Genomic DNA, 16853 nt, shown 5'->3' with positions numbered 1-16853 from the left:
CATCCGCAGACCGCACATCGGCGTCTCCCGGACTGCCCGAGAACAATCCCCTGAGGAGTCTCGTGGAGACCTGGCCCGGAACCGCCTACCCGTTGGGCGCGACGTTCGACGGAAGCGGCACGAACTTCGCCCTGTTCAGTGAGATCGCCGAGCGCGTCGAGCTGTGCCTCTTCGAGGAGGACGGCACCGAGACGCGCGTCGAGATCCAGGAGTCGGACGCCTACGTCTGGCACTGCTACCTTCCGCAGGTCCAGCCGGGCCAGCGCTACGGCTTCCGCATCCACGGACCGTACGACCCCGATGCCGGCCACCGCTGCAACCCGAACAAGCTGCTGCTGGACCCCTACGCGAAGGCGATCTCGGGGGAGATCGACTGGGACCAGTCCCTCTTCTCGTACACCTTCGGCGACCCGGACTCGACGAACGACGAGGACTCGGCGCCGCACATGATGATGGGCGTCGTCATCAACCCCTTCTTCGACTGGGCCGGTGACCGCCGCCCGCGCACCTCCTACGACAGCACCGTGATCTACGAGGCGCACGTGAAGGGGCTCACCAAGACGCATCCCGACGTGCCGGAGGAGCTCCGCGGCACCTACGCCGGAGTCGCCCACCCCGCGGTGATCGACCACCTCAAGCACCTGGGCGTCTCGGCGATCGAGCTCATGCCCGTGCACCAGTTCGTGAACGATTCGACGCTGATGGACAAGGGCCTCTCGAACTACTGGGGCTACAACACGATCGGCTTCTTCGCTCCGCAGAACACCTACTCCTCCACGGGCGACCAGGGCCAGCAGGTCCAGGAGTTCAAGAGCATGGTGAAGGCGCTCCACGCTGCCGGCATCGAGGTCATCCTCGACGTGGTCTACAACCACACGGCGGAGGGCAACCACCTCGGCCCCACGCTGTCGTTCCGCGGCATCGACAACGAGGCGTACTACCGCCTCGTCGACGACGACAAGCGCTACTACATGGACTACACCGGCACCGGGAACACCCTGAACGTGCGCCACCCGCACTCGCTCCAGCTGATCATGGACTCGCTGCGCTACTGGGTGACGGAGATGCGCGTCGACGGCTTCCGCTTCGACCTCGCCTCGGCGCTGGCACGCGAGTTCTACGACGTCGACCGGCTCTCCACCTTCTTCGAGCTCGTCCAGCAGGACCCTGTGGTCTCGCAGGTGAAGCTGATCGCCGAGCCGTGGGACGTCGGGCCGGGCGGCTACCAGGTGGGCAACTTCCCGCCCCAGTGGACGGAGTGGAACGGCAAGTACCGCGACACGGTCCGCGACTTCTGGCGCGGCGAGCCGTCGACGCTGGGGGAGTTCGCCTCCCGCCTCACCGGCTCGGCCGACCTCTACGCGCACTCGGGCCGCTACCCGGTCGCCTCGATCAACTTCGTCACGGCGCACGACGGCTTCACCCTCCGGGACCTGGTCTCGTACAACGAGAAGCACAACGACGCCAACGGCGAGGACGGCAACGACGGCGAGTCGCACAACCGCTCCTGGAACCACGGCGTGGAGGGGCCCACGGACGACCCGCGGGTGCTCGCGCTCCGGGCGCGCCAGCAGCGGAACTTCCTCGCGACGATGCTGATCTCCCAGGGCGTTCCGATGATCCTCCACGGCGACGAGCTGGGCCGGACCCAGAACGGCAACAACAACACCTACGCCCAGGACAGCGAGCTGACCTGGATCGACTGGGCGCACGCCGACCGGCCGCTGCTCGAGTTCACCGCGGCGCTCATCCGCCTGCGCGCCGAGCACCCGACCTTCCGCCGCATGCGCTTCTTCGACGGCCGCCCCGTCCTGCGCGGCGACGGCGAGCCCCTGCCCGACATCGTCTGGTTCACCGCCGCCGGCACCGAGATGTCCCCGTCCGACTGGGACTCCGGTCTCGGCCGATCGGTGGGCATCTACCTCAACGGCAACGGGATCCGCGAGCGCGACCAGCGCGGGCGCCCCGTCACCGACGACAGCTTCCTCCTGTACTTCAACGCCGACGACGTCGACGTCGAGTTCGCGATCCCGAGCGACGAGTACGCGCTCGAGTGGAGCGTCCTCGTCGACACCGCCGGTGCCGAGGCGGACTCGATCCCGCGTCCGGCGGGGGCGATGCTCACCGTCCAGGCGAAGTCGCTCGTCATCCTCCAGGAGCACAGCACCCCCGAGCCCGAGGTCGACCACTCGGTCGCCGCCTCGCTCGCGTCCCTGGCGGCCACCTCGGCCATCCCGATCGTCTCCTCGACGGGACCCACCAGCCCCCACGCCGAGTCGACCGACTCCGCGACCGCACCCTCGACAGGAGCCTGACGTGCGTCTGCCCGCCTCCACCTACCGCCTCCAGATCCGGTCGGCGTTCGACCTCGACGACGCCGCCCGCGTCGCCGACTACGTGCGCGCGCTCGGAGCGGACTGGCTGTACTTCTCGCCGCTGCTGAAGGCCGAGCCCGGCTCGGACCACGGCTACGACGTGGTGGACCACACCGAGGTCGATCCCGACCGCGGTGGCGCGGCCGGCCTGGCGAACGCCTCGGCCGCGGCGCGGGCGGAGGGCCTCGGCGTCCTCATCGACATCGTCCCCAACCACATGGGCGTCGCGACCCCGAGCGAGAACTCCTGGTGGTGGGACCTGCTGAGGAACGGGACGTCCTCCCGCTACGCCACCGCCTTCGACATCGACTGGGAGGCGGGGGGCGGGAAGCTGCGCGTGCCGATCCTCGGCGACGGTGCGAGCGAGGGCGACAGCGACAGCGAACTCGACGCGCTCGAGGTCGTCGGCGACGAGCTGCACTACTACGAGAACCGCCTGCCGATCGCGCCCGGCACCGCCGAGCCCGGCGACTCCGGCCGCACGGTGCACGCGCGCCAGAGCTACGAGCTCGTGAACTGGCGCCGCGCCGACGCCGAGCTGAACTACCGCCGCTTCTTCGCGGTGAACACCCTCGCCGCCATTACGGTCGAGCGGCCCGAGGTGTTCGACGCCTCGCACGCCGAGATCGTCCGCTGGTTCACCGAGGGGCTCGCAGACGGCCTGCGCGTCGACCACCCGGACGGCCTGGCCGACCCGGGCGGATACCTCGACGACCTGGCCCGCGCGATCGGCGGCGCGCCGGTCTGGGTCGAGAAGATCCTCGAGGGCGACGAGGAGCTCCCGCCGCACTGGGCGACCGTCGGCACCACGGGCTACGACGCCCTGGCCGACGTCGACCGCATCCTGGTCGACCCCGACGCCCGCCCCGTGCTGGAGGGCCTCGACGCCGAGCTCACGGGGAAGGGCGCCCCGCTGCAGTGGGCCGACCTCATCCACGACACCAAGCGCGGCATCGCCGACGGCATCCTCCGCTCCGAGGTCCTGCGGCTGGCCCGCCTGATCCCCGGCATCGAGGGAGCGGACGACGCGCTGGCGGAGCTCCTGGCGACCTACCCGGTCTACCGCAGCTACCTCCCCTACGGAGCGGAGCACCTCGAGCACGCCCGCGTCGACGCCGTGCGCCGCCGCCCCGAGATCCGCGCGACCATCGACGAGGTCGCCGCGGCGCTCGGCGAGACCGGCACGCCGGTGTCCGTGCGCTTCCAGCAGACCTCCGGCATGGTGATGGCGAAGGGCGTCGAGGACACGGCGTTCTACCGCTTCAGCCGCCTCACCTCGCTGAACGAGGTCGGAGCGGACCCGGACGAGTTCGCGATCGACCTGGTCGAGTTCCACCGCCGCCAGGCCGTGCGCCAGGCCTCGTTCCCCGCCTCGCTCACCACGCTCTCGACCCACGACACGAAGCGCGGCGAGGACACCCGTGCCCGCATCACCGCACTGGCCGAGGACCCGGAGGCGTGGGCGGCGACGCTCCGCGAGCTCCACGCCCTCGTCGGCTTCGGCGACGGCCCGATCGAGCACCTGCTCTGGGAGGCCGTCGTGGGGACCTGGCCCGCGAGCCGCGAGCGCCTGCACGCCTACGCCGAGAAGGCGTCGCGCGAGGCCGACGACTCGACGCACTGGACCGCTCCTGACGAGCAGTTCGAGAAGCGGATGCACGCGGCGATAGACGCGGCGTTCGACGAGCCCGCCGTCCGCCGGCTGGTCGAGCAGACCGTCGAGCGGGTGTCGGCCGCCGGCTGGTCGAACGGCCTCGCCGCGAAGCTCGTGCAGATCACCGCCCCGGGCATCCCGGACGTCTACCAGGGCAGCGAGCTCTGGGAGACCTCCCTCGTCGACCCGGACAACCGCCGCGAGGTCGACTTCGGGCAGCGTCGAGCGCTGCTGGAGCGGATCGACGGCGGCTGGAAGCCCGCGATCGACGCCGAGGGAGCCGCGAAGCTCCTCGTCACCTCACGCGCCCTCCGGCTCCGCCGCGACCGCCCCGAGCTGTTCACCCGCTACGCCGCCGTCCCCGCGATCGGGCCCGCCGCCGAGCACGCGATCGCTTTCGACCGCGGCGGCGCGCTGACCGTCGCGACCAGGCTCCCCGAGGGCCTCGCCGCTTCGGGCGGGTGGAACGGCACGGTCGTGGTCCTGCCCGGGCACCCGATGGAGGACGTCCTCACCGGCCGCACCTTCGCGGGAGGAGTGACTCCGGTCGCCGAGATCCTCGCCGACTACCCCGTGGCACTGCTCGCCCCGGTCTCCTGACCGGTTCCGCACCGCACCGCAGACCGATCCGACCCCTCCTGGAGACAGCAGTGATCAGCACGACTCCCTACCGCTACGCACTCCCGACGACCGGGCCCGAGCGGTTCGACGTCTGGGCCCCCGAGGCCTCGACGGTCGAGCTCCTCCTCGGCGACGACTCGTCGCTGACGATGACCCGCCACGGAGACGACGGATGGTGGCGGGCGCCCGCGTCGGCCCCGGCCACCGGCGAGGTCGACTACGGGTACCGGGTGGACGGCAGTGGTCCGCTGCCGGACCCCCGCTCGCGCCGCCAGCCGAAGGGCGTGCACGAGCTCTCGCGCACGTTCGACCCCTCGGCGCACGAGTGGGGCGACTCCGCCTGGACCGGGCGCGAGCTCGCCGGCGCCGTCATCTACGAGCTGCACCTCGGCACGTTCACACCCGAGGGCACCCTGGACGCGGCGGCGGAGCGCTTCGAGCACCTGCGCTCGATCGGCGTGGACTTCATCGAGCTGCTGCCGGTCAACGCGGTGAACGGAACGCACAACTGGGGCTACGACGGCGTCCTCTGGTACGCCGTGCACGAGCCGTACGGCGGACCCGAGGCGTACCAGCGCTTCGTGGACGCCGCCCACCGTGCCGGCCTCGGCGTGGTCCAGGACGTCGTCTACAACCACCTCGGCCCGAGCGGCAACTACCTGCCGGAGTTCGGCCCGTACCTCAAGAACGAGAAGGCCAACACCTGGGGCAGCTCGATCAACCTCGACGGCGAGGGTTCGGACACCGTCCGCGGGTACATCATCGACAACGCTCTGATGTGGCTGCGCGACTACCACGTCGACGCCCTGCGCCTGGACGCGGTGCACGCCCTCTCGGACGAGCGGGCCGTGCACGTGCTCGAGGAGATGGCGAGCGAGGTGGCCGTGCTGTCGGCCCACGTCGGGCGCCCTCTGACGCTGATCGCCGAGTCCGACCTCAACGACCCGACGCTGATCACTCCGCGGGAGGCGCACGGCTACGGGCTCGACGCGCAGTGGAGCGACGACTTCCACCACGCAGTCCACGTCGCGCTGACCGGGGAGACCACGGGCTACTACGAGGACTTCGCGCCGCTCGGCGCCCTCGCGAAGGTGCTGACACGGGGCTTCTTCCACGACGGCACCCTCTCGACGTTCCGCGGCCGTCACCACGGCCGTCCGGTGGACACCGAGCACATGCCGACCTGGCGCCTGGTGGTCTGCAGCCAGAACCACGACCAGATCGGCAACCGGGCGGTCGGCGACCGTCTGACGGCGTCCCTCGACGAGGGGCGTCTCGCGATCGCCGCTGCTCTGACGCTGCTGGGCCCTTTCACTCCCATGCTGTTCATGGGCGAGGAGTGGGCGGCGTCGACCCCGTGGCAGTTCTTCACCTCGCACCCGGAGAAGGATCTGGGCGAGGCGACGGCGAAGGGCCGCATCGAGGAGTTCGCGAAGATGGGCTGGGACCCGGAGGTCGTGCCCGACCCGCAGGACCCGGAGACGTTCCTGCGCTCGCGGCTCGACTGGTCCGAGGTCGGGGAGGGGCGTCACGCCCGCACCCTCGAGGTGTACCGCGAGCTGGCGGCGATCCGCCGCCGCTACCCCGAGCTGACGGACCCGCGCTTCGGGTCGCTCCGCGTGGAGTTCGACGAGGAGGCCCGCTGGCTGACTCTCGGCCGCGGTCGGGTGACCGTCGCGATCAACGTCGGCGAGTCCGCCGCCCGCATCGCCCTGCCGGAGGTGGCGGAGACGCTGCTCGGCGTCGGGGAGTACGCGGTGCAGCCCGGGGACACCGAGGTGGATCTCGGCGGTTCCTCGCTGCTGGTGACGCTGAGCGCCTGAGCGCCTGAGCTCCGTGGCGGCAGGCTGTTCAGGTGGCCGCCCGCCGATGTCCTGAACGGCCGCCTCGGGCCCGAGCGCTCAGAGCGTGACCGCGGCGTACTCCGTCGCGGTCACGACCCGCACTCCCTCGTCGTGGACGAGCAGGAGCGCGCGGAGGGGGATGGCCCGCTTGTGGCACGCCGCCGCCAGGTGACGGGCGAGGACCCGGTCGGTCTCGCCGAGGAAGGCGCGCCCGGGACGTTCCAGGGCGAAGGCGAGAGAGCCCACGTCCTGGTGCGCCACGGCCTTGGCGAGGGTGGCGACGATCCGCTCGGTCTTCTCCTCGTCAGGGTGCACGGGGAGTCCGTCCACCGGGTAGAGGATCGGCAGCTGCACGCCGTCGCGGTCGAGGAAGATCGGCCACAGGGCCCGGCGGTAGGCCGGTCCGATCAGCGAGGAGACGCGCTCGCGCAGCTCGCGGTCGTTCAGGAGCGGCGCATCGAGGTGCGGAGCGGGAGCGGCGTGGTCGAGAGTGGTCATGGTGTCGCTTTCTCGTGGGCGAGCGGGCGGTGCCGCTGAGGGGTCATCGGAAGTTGCGGGAGGTGGTGCGAGCGCCGACCGTGAGGGTCTCGAACCTGTCGGCGAGGAGGTTCGTCACCCCCTCGTCGGAGCGCTCGAGGATCCCCCTGACCAGCAGGGCGGGTGCCTCGCGGGCCACGCGGCGGTAGCGGTTCCATACTCCGACGGAGCAGATCACGTTGAGGATCCCGTGCTCGTCCTCGAGGTTGAGGAAGGTCACTCCACCGGCTGTGGAGGGACGTTGGCGGTGGATCACGACCCCGCCGACCTCGATCCGGGTCCCCGAGGGGATGCCGGGGAGATCGGCCGAGGAGCGGGCGCCGCGGCGAGCGAGTCCCTCGCGGAGGTGGCGCAGCGGATGGTCGTCGGGCGAGATGCCGGTGGCCCAGAAGTCGAAGACCACGCGCTCCTGAGGGGAGAGCATCGGCAGGAGCGGGGGCTGCACGACGACCGTGGAGCCGGCGAGGAACTCCTCGCGGTCGCCTGCGGCGGTGCCGGCCTCCCAGAGCGCCTGCCGACGCTGCAGACCGAGCGAGTCGAAGGCGCCCGCGGCGCCGAGGGCCTCCAGCTGAGCCGCGGTCGTGCCGACCCGACGCGAGAGGTCGGCCATGCTCGCGTAGGGTCCGCCGCGTTCGCGCTCGGCGACGATGTGCTCGGCGAGCGCGGTGCCGATGCCCTTCACCCCTGCCAGCCCGAGCCGGATCACGAAGCCGCTGTCGCGCCTGTGGTCGTCCGTGTGGAAGTGCTCGGTGCGGTCGAACAGTCCCGTGGGCGGCTGATCGGCGCGGAGGCAGTCGTCGCTCCCGTAGGCGGCGCCGCCCCTCCGGCGTGCGGGGGCGTCCTCCTTCACCTCGAGCCCGGGAGGCGCCAGGGAGCGGTTGACGTCGGGCGAGACGACCTCCACTCCGTGACGCCGGGCATCGGCGACCAGGGTGTGCGGGGCGTAGAAGCCCATGGGCTGCGCCCTCAGCAGCGCGGCGGTGAACGCGGCGGGGTAGTGCAGGCGGAGCCAGGCGCTCGCGTAGACCAGCAGGGCGAAGCTGATCGCATGGCTCTCGGCGAAGCCGAAGTTCGCGAAGGCTTGGATCCGGAGGTAGATGTCGTCCGCGACCTCGCCCGTGATGCCGTTGCGGGCCATCCCCTGGTAGAGCCGCTCGCGGAGGGTCTCGATCTTCTCGGTCCCGCGCTTGGACCCCATCGCCCGGCGCAGCAGGTCGGCGTCCTCCGCGTTGCAGTCGCCGACGGCCACGGCCACCTGCATGAGCTGCTCCTGGAAGAGCGGCACGCCGAGGGTGCGCTTGAGCGGCGTCACGAGGAGGGGGTGCTGGTACGTCACCGGCTCCTCGCCGAGCTTGCGGCGGATGTAGGGGTGGACCGCACCGCCCTGGATGGGGCCGGGGCGGATGAGCGCTACCTCGATCACCAGATCGTAGAAGCGGCGCGGCTGCAGCCGGGGGAGGGTGCCCATCTGCGCCCGGCTCTCGACCTGGAACACCCCGATCGAATCGGCGCGGCAGAGCTGGTCGTAGACGCCCTTCTCCTCCCGGGGGAGGGTGGAGAGGTCCCACTTCTCGCCGACGTGCTCGGCGACGAGGTCGAACGTGTACTGCAGGGCGGCGAGCATCCCGAGCCCGAGGAGGTCGAACTTGACCAGGCCCATCCAGGCGCAGTCGTCCTTGTCCCACTGCAGGACGGTGCGGTCCTCCATCCGGGCGGGCTCGATCGGGCAGACCTCGCCCACGGGCCGGTCTGTCAGCACCATGCCGCCGGAGTGGATGCCCAGGTGCCGGGGCGTGCCCAGCACCCGGGTGGTCAGGGCGACCACGTCCTCGGGGATGTCGTGGTCGGTGCTCTCGGTGACGGACCCCCACCGCTCGACCTGCTTCGACCAGCCGTCCTGCTGCCCGGCGCTGTATCCGAGGGCCTTGGCCATGTCGCGCACGGCGAACTTGGGCCGGTAGGTGATGACGTTGGCGACCTGGGCCGCGTTCAGACGTCCGTACTTCCGGTAGACGTACTGGATCACCTCCTCGCGCCGCTCCGAGTCGAAGTCGACGTCGATGTCGGGCTCCTCGTCGCGGATGCTGGAGAGGAACCGCTCGAACGGCAGGTCGTAGAAGATCGAGTCGACCGCCGTGATGCCCAGGACGTAGCAGACCGCCGAGTTGGCGGCCGAGCCGCGTCCCTGGCAGAGGATGCCGTTCCGCTTGGCGTAGTGGACGATGTCGTGGACGATCAGGAAGTAGCCCGGGAAGTCCTTCTGCTCGATCACCGCGAGCTCCTTCTCGAGGCGCGCGAGGACGTCGGCGTCGGCGCGGGGGTACTTGGCCGGCACGGCCTCGCGCACGAGCTCGCGCAGCCAGCTCATCGAGGTGTGCCCCTCGGGGACCTCCTGGCGCGGCAGCCGGGGCCGGACTCGGCCGAGCTCGAAGGCGATCTCGTCGGCGACGCGCACCGTGTTCTCCACGGAGCCGGGGTAGCGGCCGAAGCGCTCGGCCATCTCGGCACCGGAGCGCAGGTGGGCGCCGCCCGTTGCGGGGAGCCAGCCGTCCATCTCGTCGAGGCTCCGGCGTGCTCTGACCGCGGCGAGGGCCGTCTGGAGGGGGCGCTCCTCCGGCCGGGCGTAGTGCACGTTCCCGGTGGCGACCGTCCGCAGCCGGAGCTTCTCGGCGATCGCCGCCAGCTGGTCGTTGGCGCGCGAGGCGAGGGGATCCCCGTGGTCGTACAGCTCCACGAGGACGTTGGCGGGACCGAAGAGCCGGACGAGCTCGCAGACCTCCTGCTCGGCCGCGGCCACTCCTGCGGCGGCGAGCGCTTGACGGACCGCTCCCTTGCGGCAGCCCGTCAGCACGATCCAGTGGCCGTCGGCGGCGCGCGCGAGCTCCTCGAGGTCGTAGCTCGGCTTGCCCTTCTCGGCTCCGGCGAGCTGGGCGGTGGTGATCGCACGGGCGAGGCGGTGGTAGCCCTCCTCGCGGCGCGCGAGGACGAGCAGGTGGGTCCCCTCCGGATCGGCGACCCCGTTCTGAGGCGAGGTGAGCCCGATCGAGAGCTCGGCTCCGAAGGCCGTGCGGACGGCGTGCCCCTGCGCGGCCTCGGCCATCCTCACGATGCCGTAGAGGCCGTCGTGGTCGGTGAGCGCGAGAGTGTCGATGCCGAGCCGGACCGCCTCCTCGACCAGCTGCTCCGGCTTGCTCGCCCCGTCGAGGAAGCTGAAGTGGGAGTGGGCGTGCAGCTCGGCGTAGGGCACCGGATGAGCCGGCGGCCGGACGTCGTCCCCTGCCACGTAGGCGGGGCGCTTGTGCGACCAGGCCGGACTGTCGCCGCCGTCGCCCCGGACGACAGTGCCGTCGGCGCGCTTGCCGCTGGAGAGGCGGCGCTCGAACTCCGACCAGGGGATCGGCGGGTTGTTCCAGCCCATCGGGGCTCCTTCGATGCTCGTTCGCGGTGGTGGAGGGATGCTCCGGTTCAGTCGTAGCGGGCCTCGGCTGCCCAGACCCCGTCGAGGCAGAGCAGCAGCCAGGCGACACCGGCGGCGTCGACCACCTGGAAGCGGTCGTAGCGGACGGCGGTGCTCGGATCCCACCAGCGCTCGTCGATCGGCCAGGGACCCGCCCATCCGGCGAGGGGCTCCAGGCGTGCCTGAGAGGTCCCGGGGGTGAAGTAGGCGGGCACGGAGCTGAGGGCGCCGCGCTCGTCGACCGCGACGGGTTCGCCCCTCGGTCCGCGGACGAGCACGGCCGCGGGCTCCGCGAAGACCGTCGGCGGGAGGGGCGGCGGCAGGGAGCCGGGCCAGGGCAGGGTCCTCGGCCGTGCGTCGCCCGGCTCCCGGTCGCCCCAGGGGATCAGGTGCTGGCGGTCGCGGAGGGATCGACCCCCTCCGATCGACGCGGTCATCACGGCCTCGTGCCCGAGCATGCTCTGCACGCGGCTCAGCCCGTGGTGGACGCGCTCCTCCGGAGCGGTGCCCCAGAGACCCTGCTCGTGGTTGCCGATCGCGTCGACCGCCTCGGGCTCGACGCACAGCCGTGAGATCGGCGCTCCGAGACCGGTGTCGATCTCCCCGCTGCCCTGCAGCTGCCAGCGGACCCGGTCGAGCACGTCGCCCGGGGTGAACCATCTCGGGTGCAGCCAGCTCCGGGAGGAGACCTCACCGCGCTCGCTGACGACCTCGATGCGGATGGCGGTCGCGACCAGCTGTGCGCGGGTGAGCCCGGCGACGAACTCCTCCGCGGGGACGCGGAAGGCGAAGGCGGCCTGGTCGATGCGGTCCAGAGGGGGCTCGAACTCCATCGCCCGGTCGAGACGCTCCGGCGGGAGCCGGGGCACCACCGTCTCCGACTCCGCACCGGCGGCGAGGAGGTGCGCGTGGGCGCCCTCCGGTCCGAACCGGGCGGCGACGTCCTCGCGAGGGAGGGCGGCGAAGGCGCCGAGGGTGCGGACGCCGAGTCTGCGCAGGAGCGCCACCAGGTCGTCCCCCCGGCGGGGAGCACGGGCAGGGGCTGCGACGGACTCGGTCTCGAGGGCGTCGAGCGGGAGCGGGGCGAGGAAGTCTGCCGCTGCTCCTGGGGGCACGACGGCGACGGGGCGGCCGGAGTGCTTCGCGGCGAGCTCGGAGGCGAAGAGCCCGTCGGCGATCCCGATGCGGGCGTCGGGAAGACCCAGCTCGGCCAGCCGCTGCAGGATCGCCTCGGCCGCGCTCTGCTCGCTCCCGTAGTAGCGGCGCGGACCGCGGGCACGGATCGCGCACAGACCGGGCCGGATCAGCTGGATGCCCGGGGTGATCTCCTCGAGCGCCTGGATGAGCGGCTCGAACGCCCGGTGGTCGAGCACCGGGTCGTACGGGAGGACGGCGAGACCCGTGCAACGGGACTGCGCCTCGCGCACGCGCATGCCCCGCCGGACCCCCTCCGCCCGGGCAGCGGGGGAGGAGGCGAAGACCAGGCTCTTCTCCGTGAGGGCCAGGGGGTGCTCGTCGCCGAGGCCGGCGTCGGCGGCGGCCGCGAGGAGGGGCCAGTCGGGGCACCAGACGAGGATCGTCCGCCGCAGCTCGGGTGCGCTCGCCATCTCAGACCGCCCGCTCGTGCAGGCGGCCGTGCTCGACCCGGGAGCCGAAGGCGCTCTCGACGCCGGGCATGCTCATCCGCACCGTGCGCACCCGGGTGCCGGCCCGGCCGACCACATCGACCATCGCCTCCCGGGAGCGCAGGTAGCCGTGGCCGTCGCCGAGCCCCTCCCAGCGGCTGCTGCGGATGCTGAGCCGCGCCTCGGCCTGGGGCCACTCGCCGAGGACCACGAGCGCGGCACCCCGCTGGCGCAGTCGTGCTCCCAGACGCGAGACGTCGGCCGAGGAGACGGAGGCGGGCGGACGGGTGAGCACGACGGTCAGCACATCGACCAGAGCGGCGGTGACGGTGAGCCAGTGCTCGGCCGGTGCGGGCACGAGCACCAGGCGCTCGAGGTCGATCCCCATGCCGGCCGCGGCCTCGGCCCCGAACTCCGGTACGCCCACCACGCCGCACCACGAGCCCTCGGCGGACGGGCCGGCGAGCAGCCCCATCGCCAGACTCATCGAGCCCTCCACCGAGTAGGCGGCACCCTGCTTGAGCGAGCCGCCCGGGAGCACGGAGGAGAAGGCCGGCAGGGTGGCGAGGCTCCTGGTCTCGAGGGTGGTCGCCTGCATGTCCCGGATGCGGGACTGCAGCTCCTTCACCGACGCGAGCTGCCGCAGAAGGGGCTCTGCGGCCTCGGCCGTCTCCGCGGAGACGAGGGGTGAAGGGGGGCTCATCTGCCCATCTTCGAACATGTGTTCGAGTATGTCAATCGCCACCGACATCCACCGGCGAGCCGCTCGGACCCTTCCGCGACCGCCCGGCGAGGCGCACTGAGGAGGAGGTGCCAGACGTCCCGGGCAGTCTCGCATCCGCCCCCGACATCCCCGTCCTGGGAGGTCTCCGCCGGGTCTCGGCGAGGGAGGGCCACCGCCCCCGCTCTACCATGGGAGCCATGTCCGACGCCCTGCCCGACCACGCCGACTCCGACGCCACCGACCCGGCCGCGCCGCGCAGAAGGACCCTCGTGGTCAAGATGGGGTCCAGCTCGGTCACCAAGCAGTCGGGTCCGGATCCCGTTCTCCTGGCCAGCGCGCTCGAGAGCGCCTTCGCCGCCCGCGCGCTGGGCTGGGACGTCGTGCTGGTCTCCTCCGGCGCCGTCTCCTCGGGCCGGGCGCTCTTCGCCCGCTCGCAGGAGGAGCCGATCAGCGCACGCCTGGCGGCAGCGGTGGGCCAGACCGTCCTGATGGGCTTCTACCGCTCGGTGGCCGAGCTCTCGGGCGCCCTGGTCGCGCAGATCCTCATCGGCGAGTCCGACCTCGCCTCTCCCCGGCAGATGGCGCACGTCGCCGAGGCGATCCGCCACGCCCTCGACGCCGGAGTCGTGCCCGTGGTCAACGGCAACGACACGATCGACTCCGCCGGCTCGGACAACGACGGCGTCGCCGGCGGACTGGCGATGCTCCTCGGGGCGGACCTTCTGCTGCTGCTCACCGACGTCCCCGGCGTCTTCGCCGGCAGCATCGCCGAGGGCGTGCACCTCGAGGAGCTGGGCATCTCGGAGCTGCGCCGCATCGGCGTGCAGAAAGGCGGTACCGGCCGAGGGGGCATCCGCTCCAAGCTGCGGGCCGCCGAACTCGCCGCGCACAACGGCGTCTCGACCAGGATCGCCGGGGCGCGCACCCCCGAGGTCATCCTGGGCGCCCTGGGAGGGCCGGGCCCGGGCACCCTCGTCCGCGCCGTGCACGCGCATCCGCCCGTGGAGCAGCGCTGGATCTCCGGAGTGGCCACCGGCCGCGGCCGCGTCGAGATCAACCTCGAGGCCGAGCGGAGCATCGGAGCCGGCTCGAGTCTGTTCGCCTCGGGCATCAAGCGCGTCTCCGGCGAGTTCGGCGGCGGCGACGTGATCGAGGTGCGCGCCCTCAGCGGAGAGCTCCTCGCGCGCGGCGTCTCCCGCGTCTCCTCGCGTCTGCTGACCCTGGTCCGCGCACTCCGGGTCGACGAGATCGCTCGCGTCTTCGTGGCGGTCCTCGGGCATGCCGCCACGACGGCACCGTCGGCGAGTCCGGAGGGGGAGGAGAGGCCGCAGTTGACCCGCGCTCTGGAGTACGCGCGCACTCTCTCCTCCGAGCACGCGCGGGCCGTCGCGATGGAGATCGTCTCCCTCTTCCCCGCCGAGAGCATCTCGGCCCTGCTGGGACAGGGCGCGGGGGAGGGCGAGCTCGTCGAGCGCTACACCCGCCTCGTCCGCACCCTCGCCATCGTGGAGAACGAGAACCTGGCCGTCTTCCGCTCCTGACCGCCGGTGGCGCGCCACGTCTCAGTGCATTTCGCGCCTTCGCGTCATGATCGCCGTTCTCCGGTGTCTTCCTGGTGATGGCGCCGCTCCTGGGCGCCCCCGACGGAACGGATCATCGATGAGCGTCCCCACTTCCACAGCCGGCCACTTCCGCGAGTCCGACATCACGCCCGAGAGCTTCGAGACCGAGAGGCTCGAGCGGCGGCTCGCCCTGCTCGAGGCCTCGATCGCCCAGGGGGAGCGGGCACTGCTGAGCCGGGTCGACCCGAGCAGCGGAGCTCCCCTCCCAGGCGCCTGCGGGGGGCACCGAGCCCAGCTGGTCAGCAACCTGACGACGGAACGGGCCCTCGCCGACCGCATCCGGGAGATGCTCGCCGCTCGGAGCTGACGGGGTGCGTACGGCACGATGGGGCCATGGTCACCATCACCGTCGCCGGTCTCGCCCAGCACTTCCACCCCGCCGAGCGGGGCACCGTCCGCCTCGAGATCCGGCGCGAGTCGCGATCCCGGCCCCAGGCGCTCGCCGAGGTCACCGCCCTGCACGCGCGGGTCCGTGAGGAGGCGGCCGCCGAGCAGGCGTCCGGCGCCGCCACCTGGTGGTCCTCCGATCAGATCTCGGTCTCCTCGATCCGCCGGTACATCAAGGACTCGGACGTCACGCAGCTGTTCCATGTCGCTGCCGCCGGGGTCCGGGTGAAGTACCGGGACTTCGCGGCTCTCGGGCGCTGGGTCGGCTCGATCTCGGAGGTGCCGGGGATCCAGATCTCGGGGGTCGACTGGGACGTGACGGCGGCACGACGTGCGGGCATCGAGCGCGAGGTCCGCACCGCTGCCGTCCGCGACGCGCGCGAGCGGGCCGAGGCCTATGCTGCGGCCCTCGGCCTGACCGAGGTGCGGGTGCTGACCCTCTTCGAGCCGGGACTGCGGCCGCACACGCGCATCGAGGGCGGCTCGGCGATGATGAGCCGCGCCAAGGCGTTCTCCTCTCCTGAGGAGCCGTTGGCACTCAAGCCGGAGGACATCGAGGTCACCGCCTCGGTCTCCGCCGACTTCGAGGCGCACTGACGCGGAGACGCGACCGGGCGACCGTTTCTGCTGCGGACGGAGAGCGCCTGCCTGCACCTGCGACCCGCTTATCGTCTGCATGGCTACCCCGAGAGTCGCCCCGAGGCGACCGACCATCGGCTCCACGACGACCCCTCTCCGCCCCGATCAGCGGGCACGCGACAACCATACGTGTATTGAGGACTCCTCGGGAGCGCTGTCGCGGTTCGGCGACCGCCGTGCACACCCTCCGGGAATAGCGGGGGACCCCCGGGCGCTGAGGCAGGGATGGTCTCGCGCATCGGCTTCCTCTCCTTCGGCCACTACCAGTCCGTCCCCGGGTCTCAGACCCGCTCTGCTCGCGACGTCCTCCTCCAGACGATCGAGCTCGCGGAGGCGGCGGAGGAGATCGGCATCGACGGCGCCTACGTCCGCGTGCACCACTTCGCGCCGCAGCTCGCCTCGCCGTTCCCGCTGCTGGCGGCGATCGCCGCGCGCACCCGCCGCATCGAGATCGGCACCGGGGTCATCGACATGCGCTACGAGAACCCGCTCTACATGGCGGAGGAGGCGGCCGCCACCGACCTGATCTCCGACGGCCGGCTCGAGCTCGGGGTCAGCCGGGGATCGCCCGAGACGGCCCTGCGCGGGTCCGAGGCGTTCGGCTTCGTCCCCCCGGAGGGGATGACCGACGCCGACCTCGCCCGGCAGAAGGTGCGGATCCTCCGGGAGGCGCTCGCCGGGGCGCCGGTCGCGCAGTCCGATCCTGCGATGACGCGCCAGTCGCTCCCGCTCTCGATCGAGCCGCGCTCGCCCGGCCTCGAGGACCGGATCTGGTGGGGTGCCGGCAGCTTCGCGACCGCGCGCTGGGCGGCCGAGCAGGGCATGAACCTGCAGTCGTCGACCCTGCTCCTGGAGGAGGAGGGCGTGCCCTTCGACGAGCTGCAGGCCCGCCAGATCCGCGAGTACCGCGCCGCGTGGAGCGAGGCGGGCTGGGAGCGCACCCCTCGCGTCTCCGTGTCGCGCAGCGTCCTCCCGATCACGAGCGATCTCGACCGCCTGTACTTCGGCGGCCGCGGCGAGCAGGACCAGGTCGCCACTCTCGAGGGCGTCCGCGCCCGATTCGGCCGCAGCTACACGGGCGAGCCGGACGCCGTCGCCGCCGAGCTCGCTGCGGACGCCGCCGTGCAGGAGGCGGACACGCTGCTGCTCACCGTTCCCAACCAGCTCGGGGTCGAGTACAACGCGCGGCTCCTGCGCACTGTCGTGGAATCGATCGCTCCGGCTCTCGGCTGGTCGCCGGCGACAGCAGGCGTCTGACGCCGAGGCACGGTCTGTGCAGGAGGGCCCTGCGGTGCAGGAGCGCCCGTGCGGTGCAGGAGCGCCCGTTTACTGCAGGAGCGCCCGTTTACTGCAGGAGCGCCCGTTTAC

11 protein-coding genes are annotated in these 16853 nt (G+C 72.0%); 7 read left to right on the top strand and 4 right to left on the bottom strand.

Annotated features, from left to right (window positions below):
- The first annotated feature begins 62 nt into the window (after positions 1 to 62).
- From glgX to treZ, 3 genes are read left to right on the top strand one after another with little or no spacing between them, the layout of a single operon-like run.
- Positions 63 to 2315: a glycogen debranching protein GlgX gene (gene glgX / locus C5C69_RS06380; protein WP_104237465.1), complete on the top strand. Its 2253-nt coding sequence runs from the start codon at positions 63 to 65 to the stop codon at positions 2313 to 2315.
- Position 2316: 1 nt separating this feature from the next.
- Positions 2317 to 4629 (top strand): malto-oligosyltrehalose synthase, encoded by a 2313-nt coding sequence (treY, locus tag C5C69_RS06375; RefSeq protein WP_104257552.1) that lies wholly within the window; start codon positions 2317 to 2319, stop codon positions 4627 to 4629.
- A 50-nt stretch (positions 4630 to 4679) separates the two neighbouring features.
- Positions 4680 to 6473, top strand: a complete 1794-nt coding sequence (treZ, locus tag C5C69_RS06370; RefSeq protein WP_258065146.1) for a malto-oligosyltrehalose trehalohydrolase — start codon at positions 4680 to 4682, stop codon at positions 6471 to 6473.
- A 78-nt stretch (positions 6474 to 6551) separates the two neighbouring features.
- Here the strand turns inward: treZ and C5C69_RS06365 are convergent, their stop codons facing one another.
- Genes C5C69_RS06365 through C5C69_RS06350 form a run of 4 tightly spaced genes read right to left on the bottom strand, consistent with a single transcriptional unit; the run spans position 6552 to position 12816 of the window.
- Positions 6552 to 6992, bottom strand: a complete 441-nt coding sequence (locus C5C69_RS06365; RefSeq protein ID WP_104221992.1) for a hypothetical protein — start codon at positions 6990 to 6992, stop codon at positions 6552 to 6554.
- A 43-nt stretch (positions 6993 to 7035) separates the two neighbouring features.
- Complete coding sequence (locus tag C5C69_RS06360; RefSeq protein ID WP_104257551.1) at positions 7036 to 10449, bottom strand: error-prone DNA polymerase; 3414 nt, start codon at positions 10447 to 10449, stop codon at positions 7036 to 7038.
- Between the two features lie 47 nt (positions 10450 to 10496).
- A complete protein-coding gene (locus C5C69_RS06355; RefSeq protein ID WP_104257550.1) occupies positions 10497 to 12095 on the bottom strand; it encodes a DNA polymerase Y family protein in 1599 nt (532 codons plus the stop codon).
- 1 nt (position 12096) lies between these two features.
- Entirely contained in the window at positions 12097 to 12816 is a 720-nt protein-coding gene (locus C5C69_RS06350) for a hypothetical protein (RefSeq protein ID WP_104225270.1), read from the bottom strand.
- Positions 12817 to 13034: 218 nt separating this feature from the next.
- Here C5C69_RS06350 and proB point away from each other — a divergent pair, with 218 nt between their 5' ends.
- The 4 genes from proB (at position 13035) to C5C69_RS06330 (ending at position 16742) form a co-directional block, all read left to right on the top strand.
- Entirely contained in the window at positions 13035 to 14378 is a 1344-nt protein-coding gene (gene proB / locus C5C69_RS06345) for a glutamate 5-kinase (RefSeq protein WP_181127028.1), read from the top strand.
- A 118-nt stretch (positions 14379 to 14496) separates the two neighbouring features.
- Complete coding sequence (locus tag C5C69_RS06340) at positions 14497 to 14766, top strand: hypothetical protein (RefSeq protein ID WP_104250347.1); 270 nt, start codon at positions 14497 to 14499, stop codon at positions 14764 to 14766.
- A 26-nt stretch (positions 14767 to 14792) separates the two neighbouring features.
- A complete protein-coding gene (locus C5C69_RS06335; RefSeq protein WP_104225267.1) occupies positions 14793 to 15443 on the top strand; it encodes an SIMPL domain-containing protein in 651 nt (216 codons plus the stop codon).
- A 267-nt stretch (positions 15444 to 15710) separates the two neighbouring features.
- The gene (locus C5C69_RS06330; protein WP_104257548.1) at positions 15711 to 16742 is read left to right on the top strand and encodes an LLM class flavin-dependent oxidoreductase; all 1032 of its coding nucleotides are present in this window, start codon (positions 15711 to 15713) and stop codon (positions 16740 to 16742) included.
- The last annotated feature ends 111 nt before the right edge of the window (positions 16743 to 16853 follow it).

The sequence above is a fragment of the Rathayibacter sp. AY1C7 genome, from assembly GCF_002931865.1.
Taxonomy (GTDB): Bacteria; Actinomycetota; Actinomycetes; order Actinomycetales; family Microbacteriaceae; genus Rathayibacter.
The sequence above is the reverse complement of the archived record's forward strand: the minus strand, read 5'-3'. Positions and strand labels throughout refer to the sequence as shown.

What these genes read in the sequence shown, in the direction of transcription:
- C5C69_RS06330 (WP_104257548.1), top strand. Translation starts at nt 15,711, where the DNA reads ATGGTCTCGCGCATCGGCTTCCTCTCCTTCGGCCACTACCAGTCCGTC.
- C5C69_RS06355 (WP_104257550.1), bottom strand. Translation starts at nt 12,095, where the DNA reads ATGGCGAGCGCACCCGAGCTGCGGCGGACGATCCTCGTCTGGTGCCCC.
- C5C69_RS06365 (WP_104221992.1), bottom strand. Translation starts at nt 6,992, where the DNA reads ATGACCACTCTCGACCACGCCGCTCCCGCTCCGCACCTCGATGCGCCG.
- C5C69_RS06360 (WP_104257551.1), bottom strand. Translation starts at nt 10,449, where the DNA reads ATGGGCTGGAACAACCCGCCGATCCCCTGGTCGGAGTTCGAGCGCCGC.
- C5C69_RS06340 (WP_104250347.1), top strand. Translation starts at nt 14,497, where the DNA reads ATGAGCGTCCCCACTTCCACAGCCGGCCACTTCCGCGAGTCCGACATC.
- C5C69_RS06350 (WP_104225270.1), bottom strand. Translation starts at nt 12,816, where the DNA reads ATGAGCCCCCCTTCACCCCTCGTCTCCGCGGAGACGGCCGAGGCCGCA.
- C5C69_RS06335 (WP_104225267.1), top strand. Translation starts at nt 14,793, where the DNA reads ATGGTCACCATCACCGTCGCCGGTCTCGCCCAGCACTTCCACCCCGCC.
- proB (WP_181127028.1), top strand. Translation starts at nt 13,035, where the DNA reads ATGTCCGACGCCCTGCCCGACCACGCCGACTCCGACGCCACCGACCCG.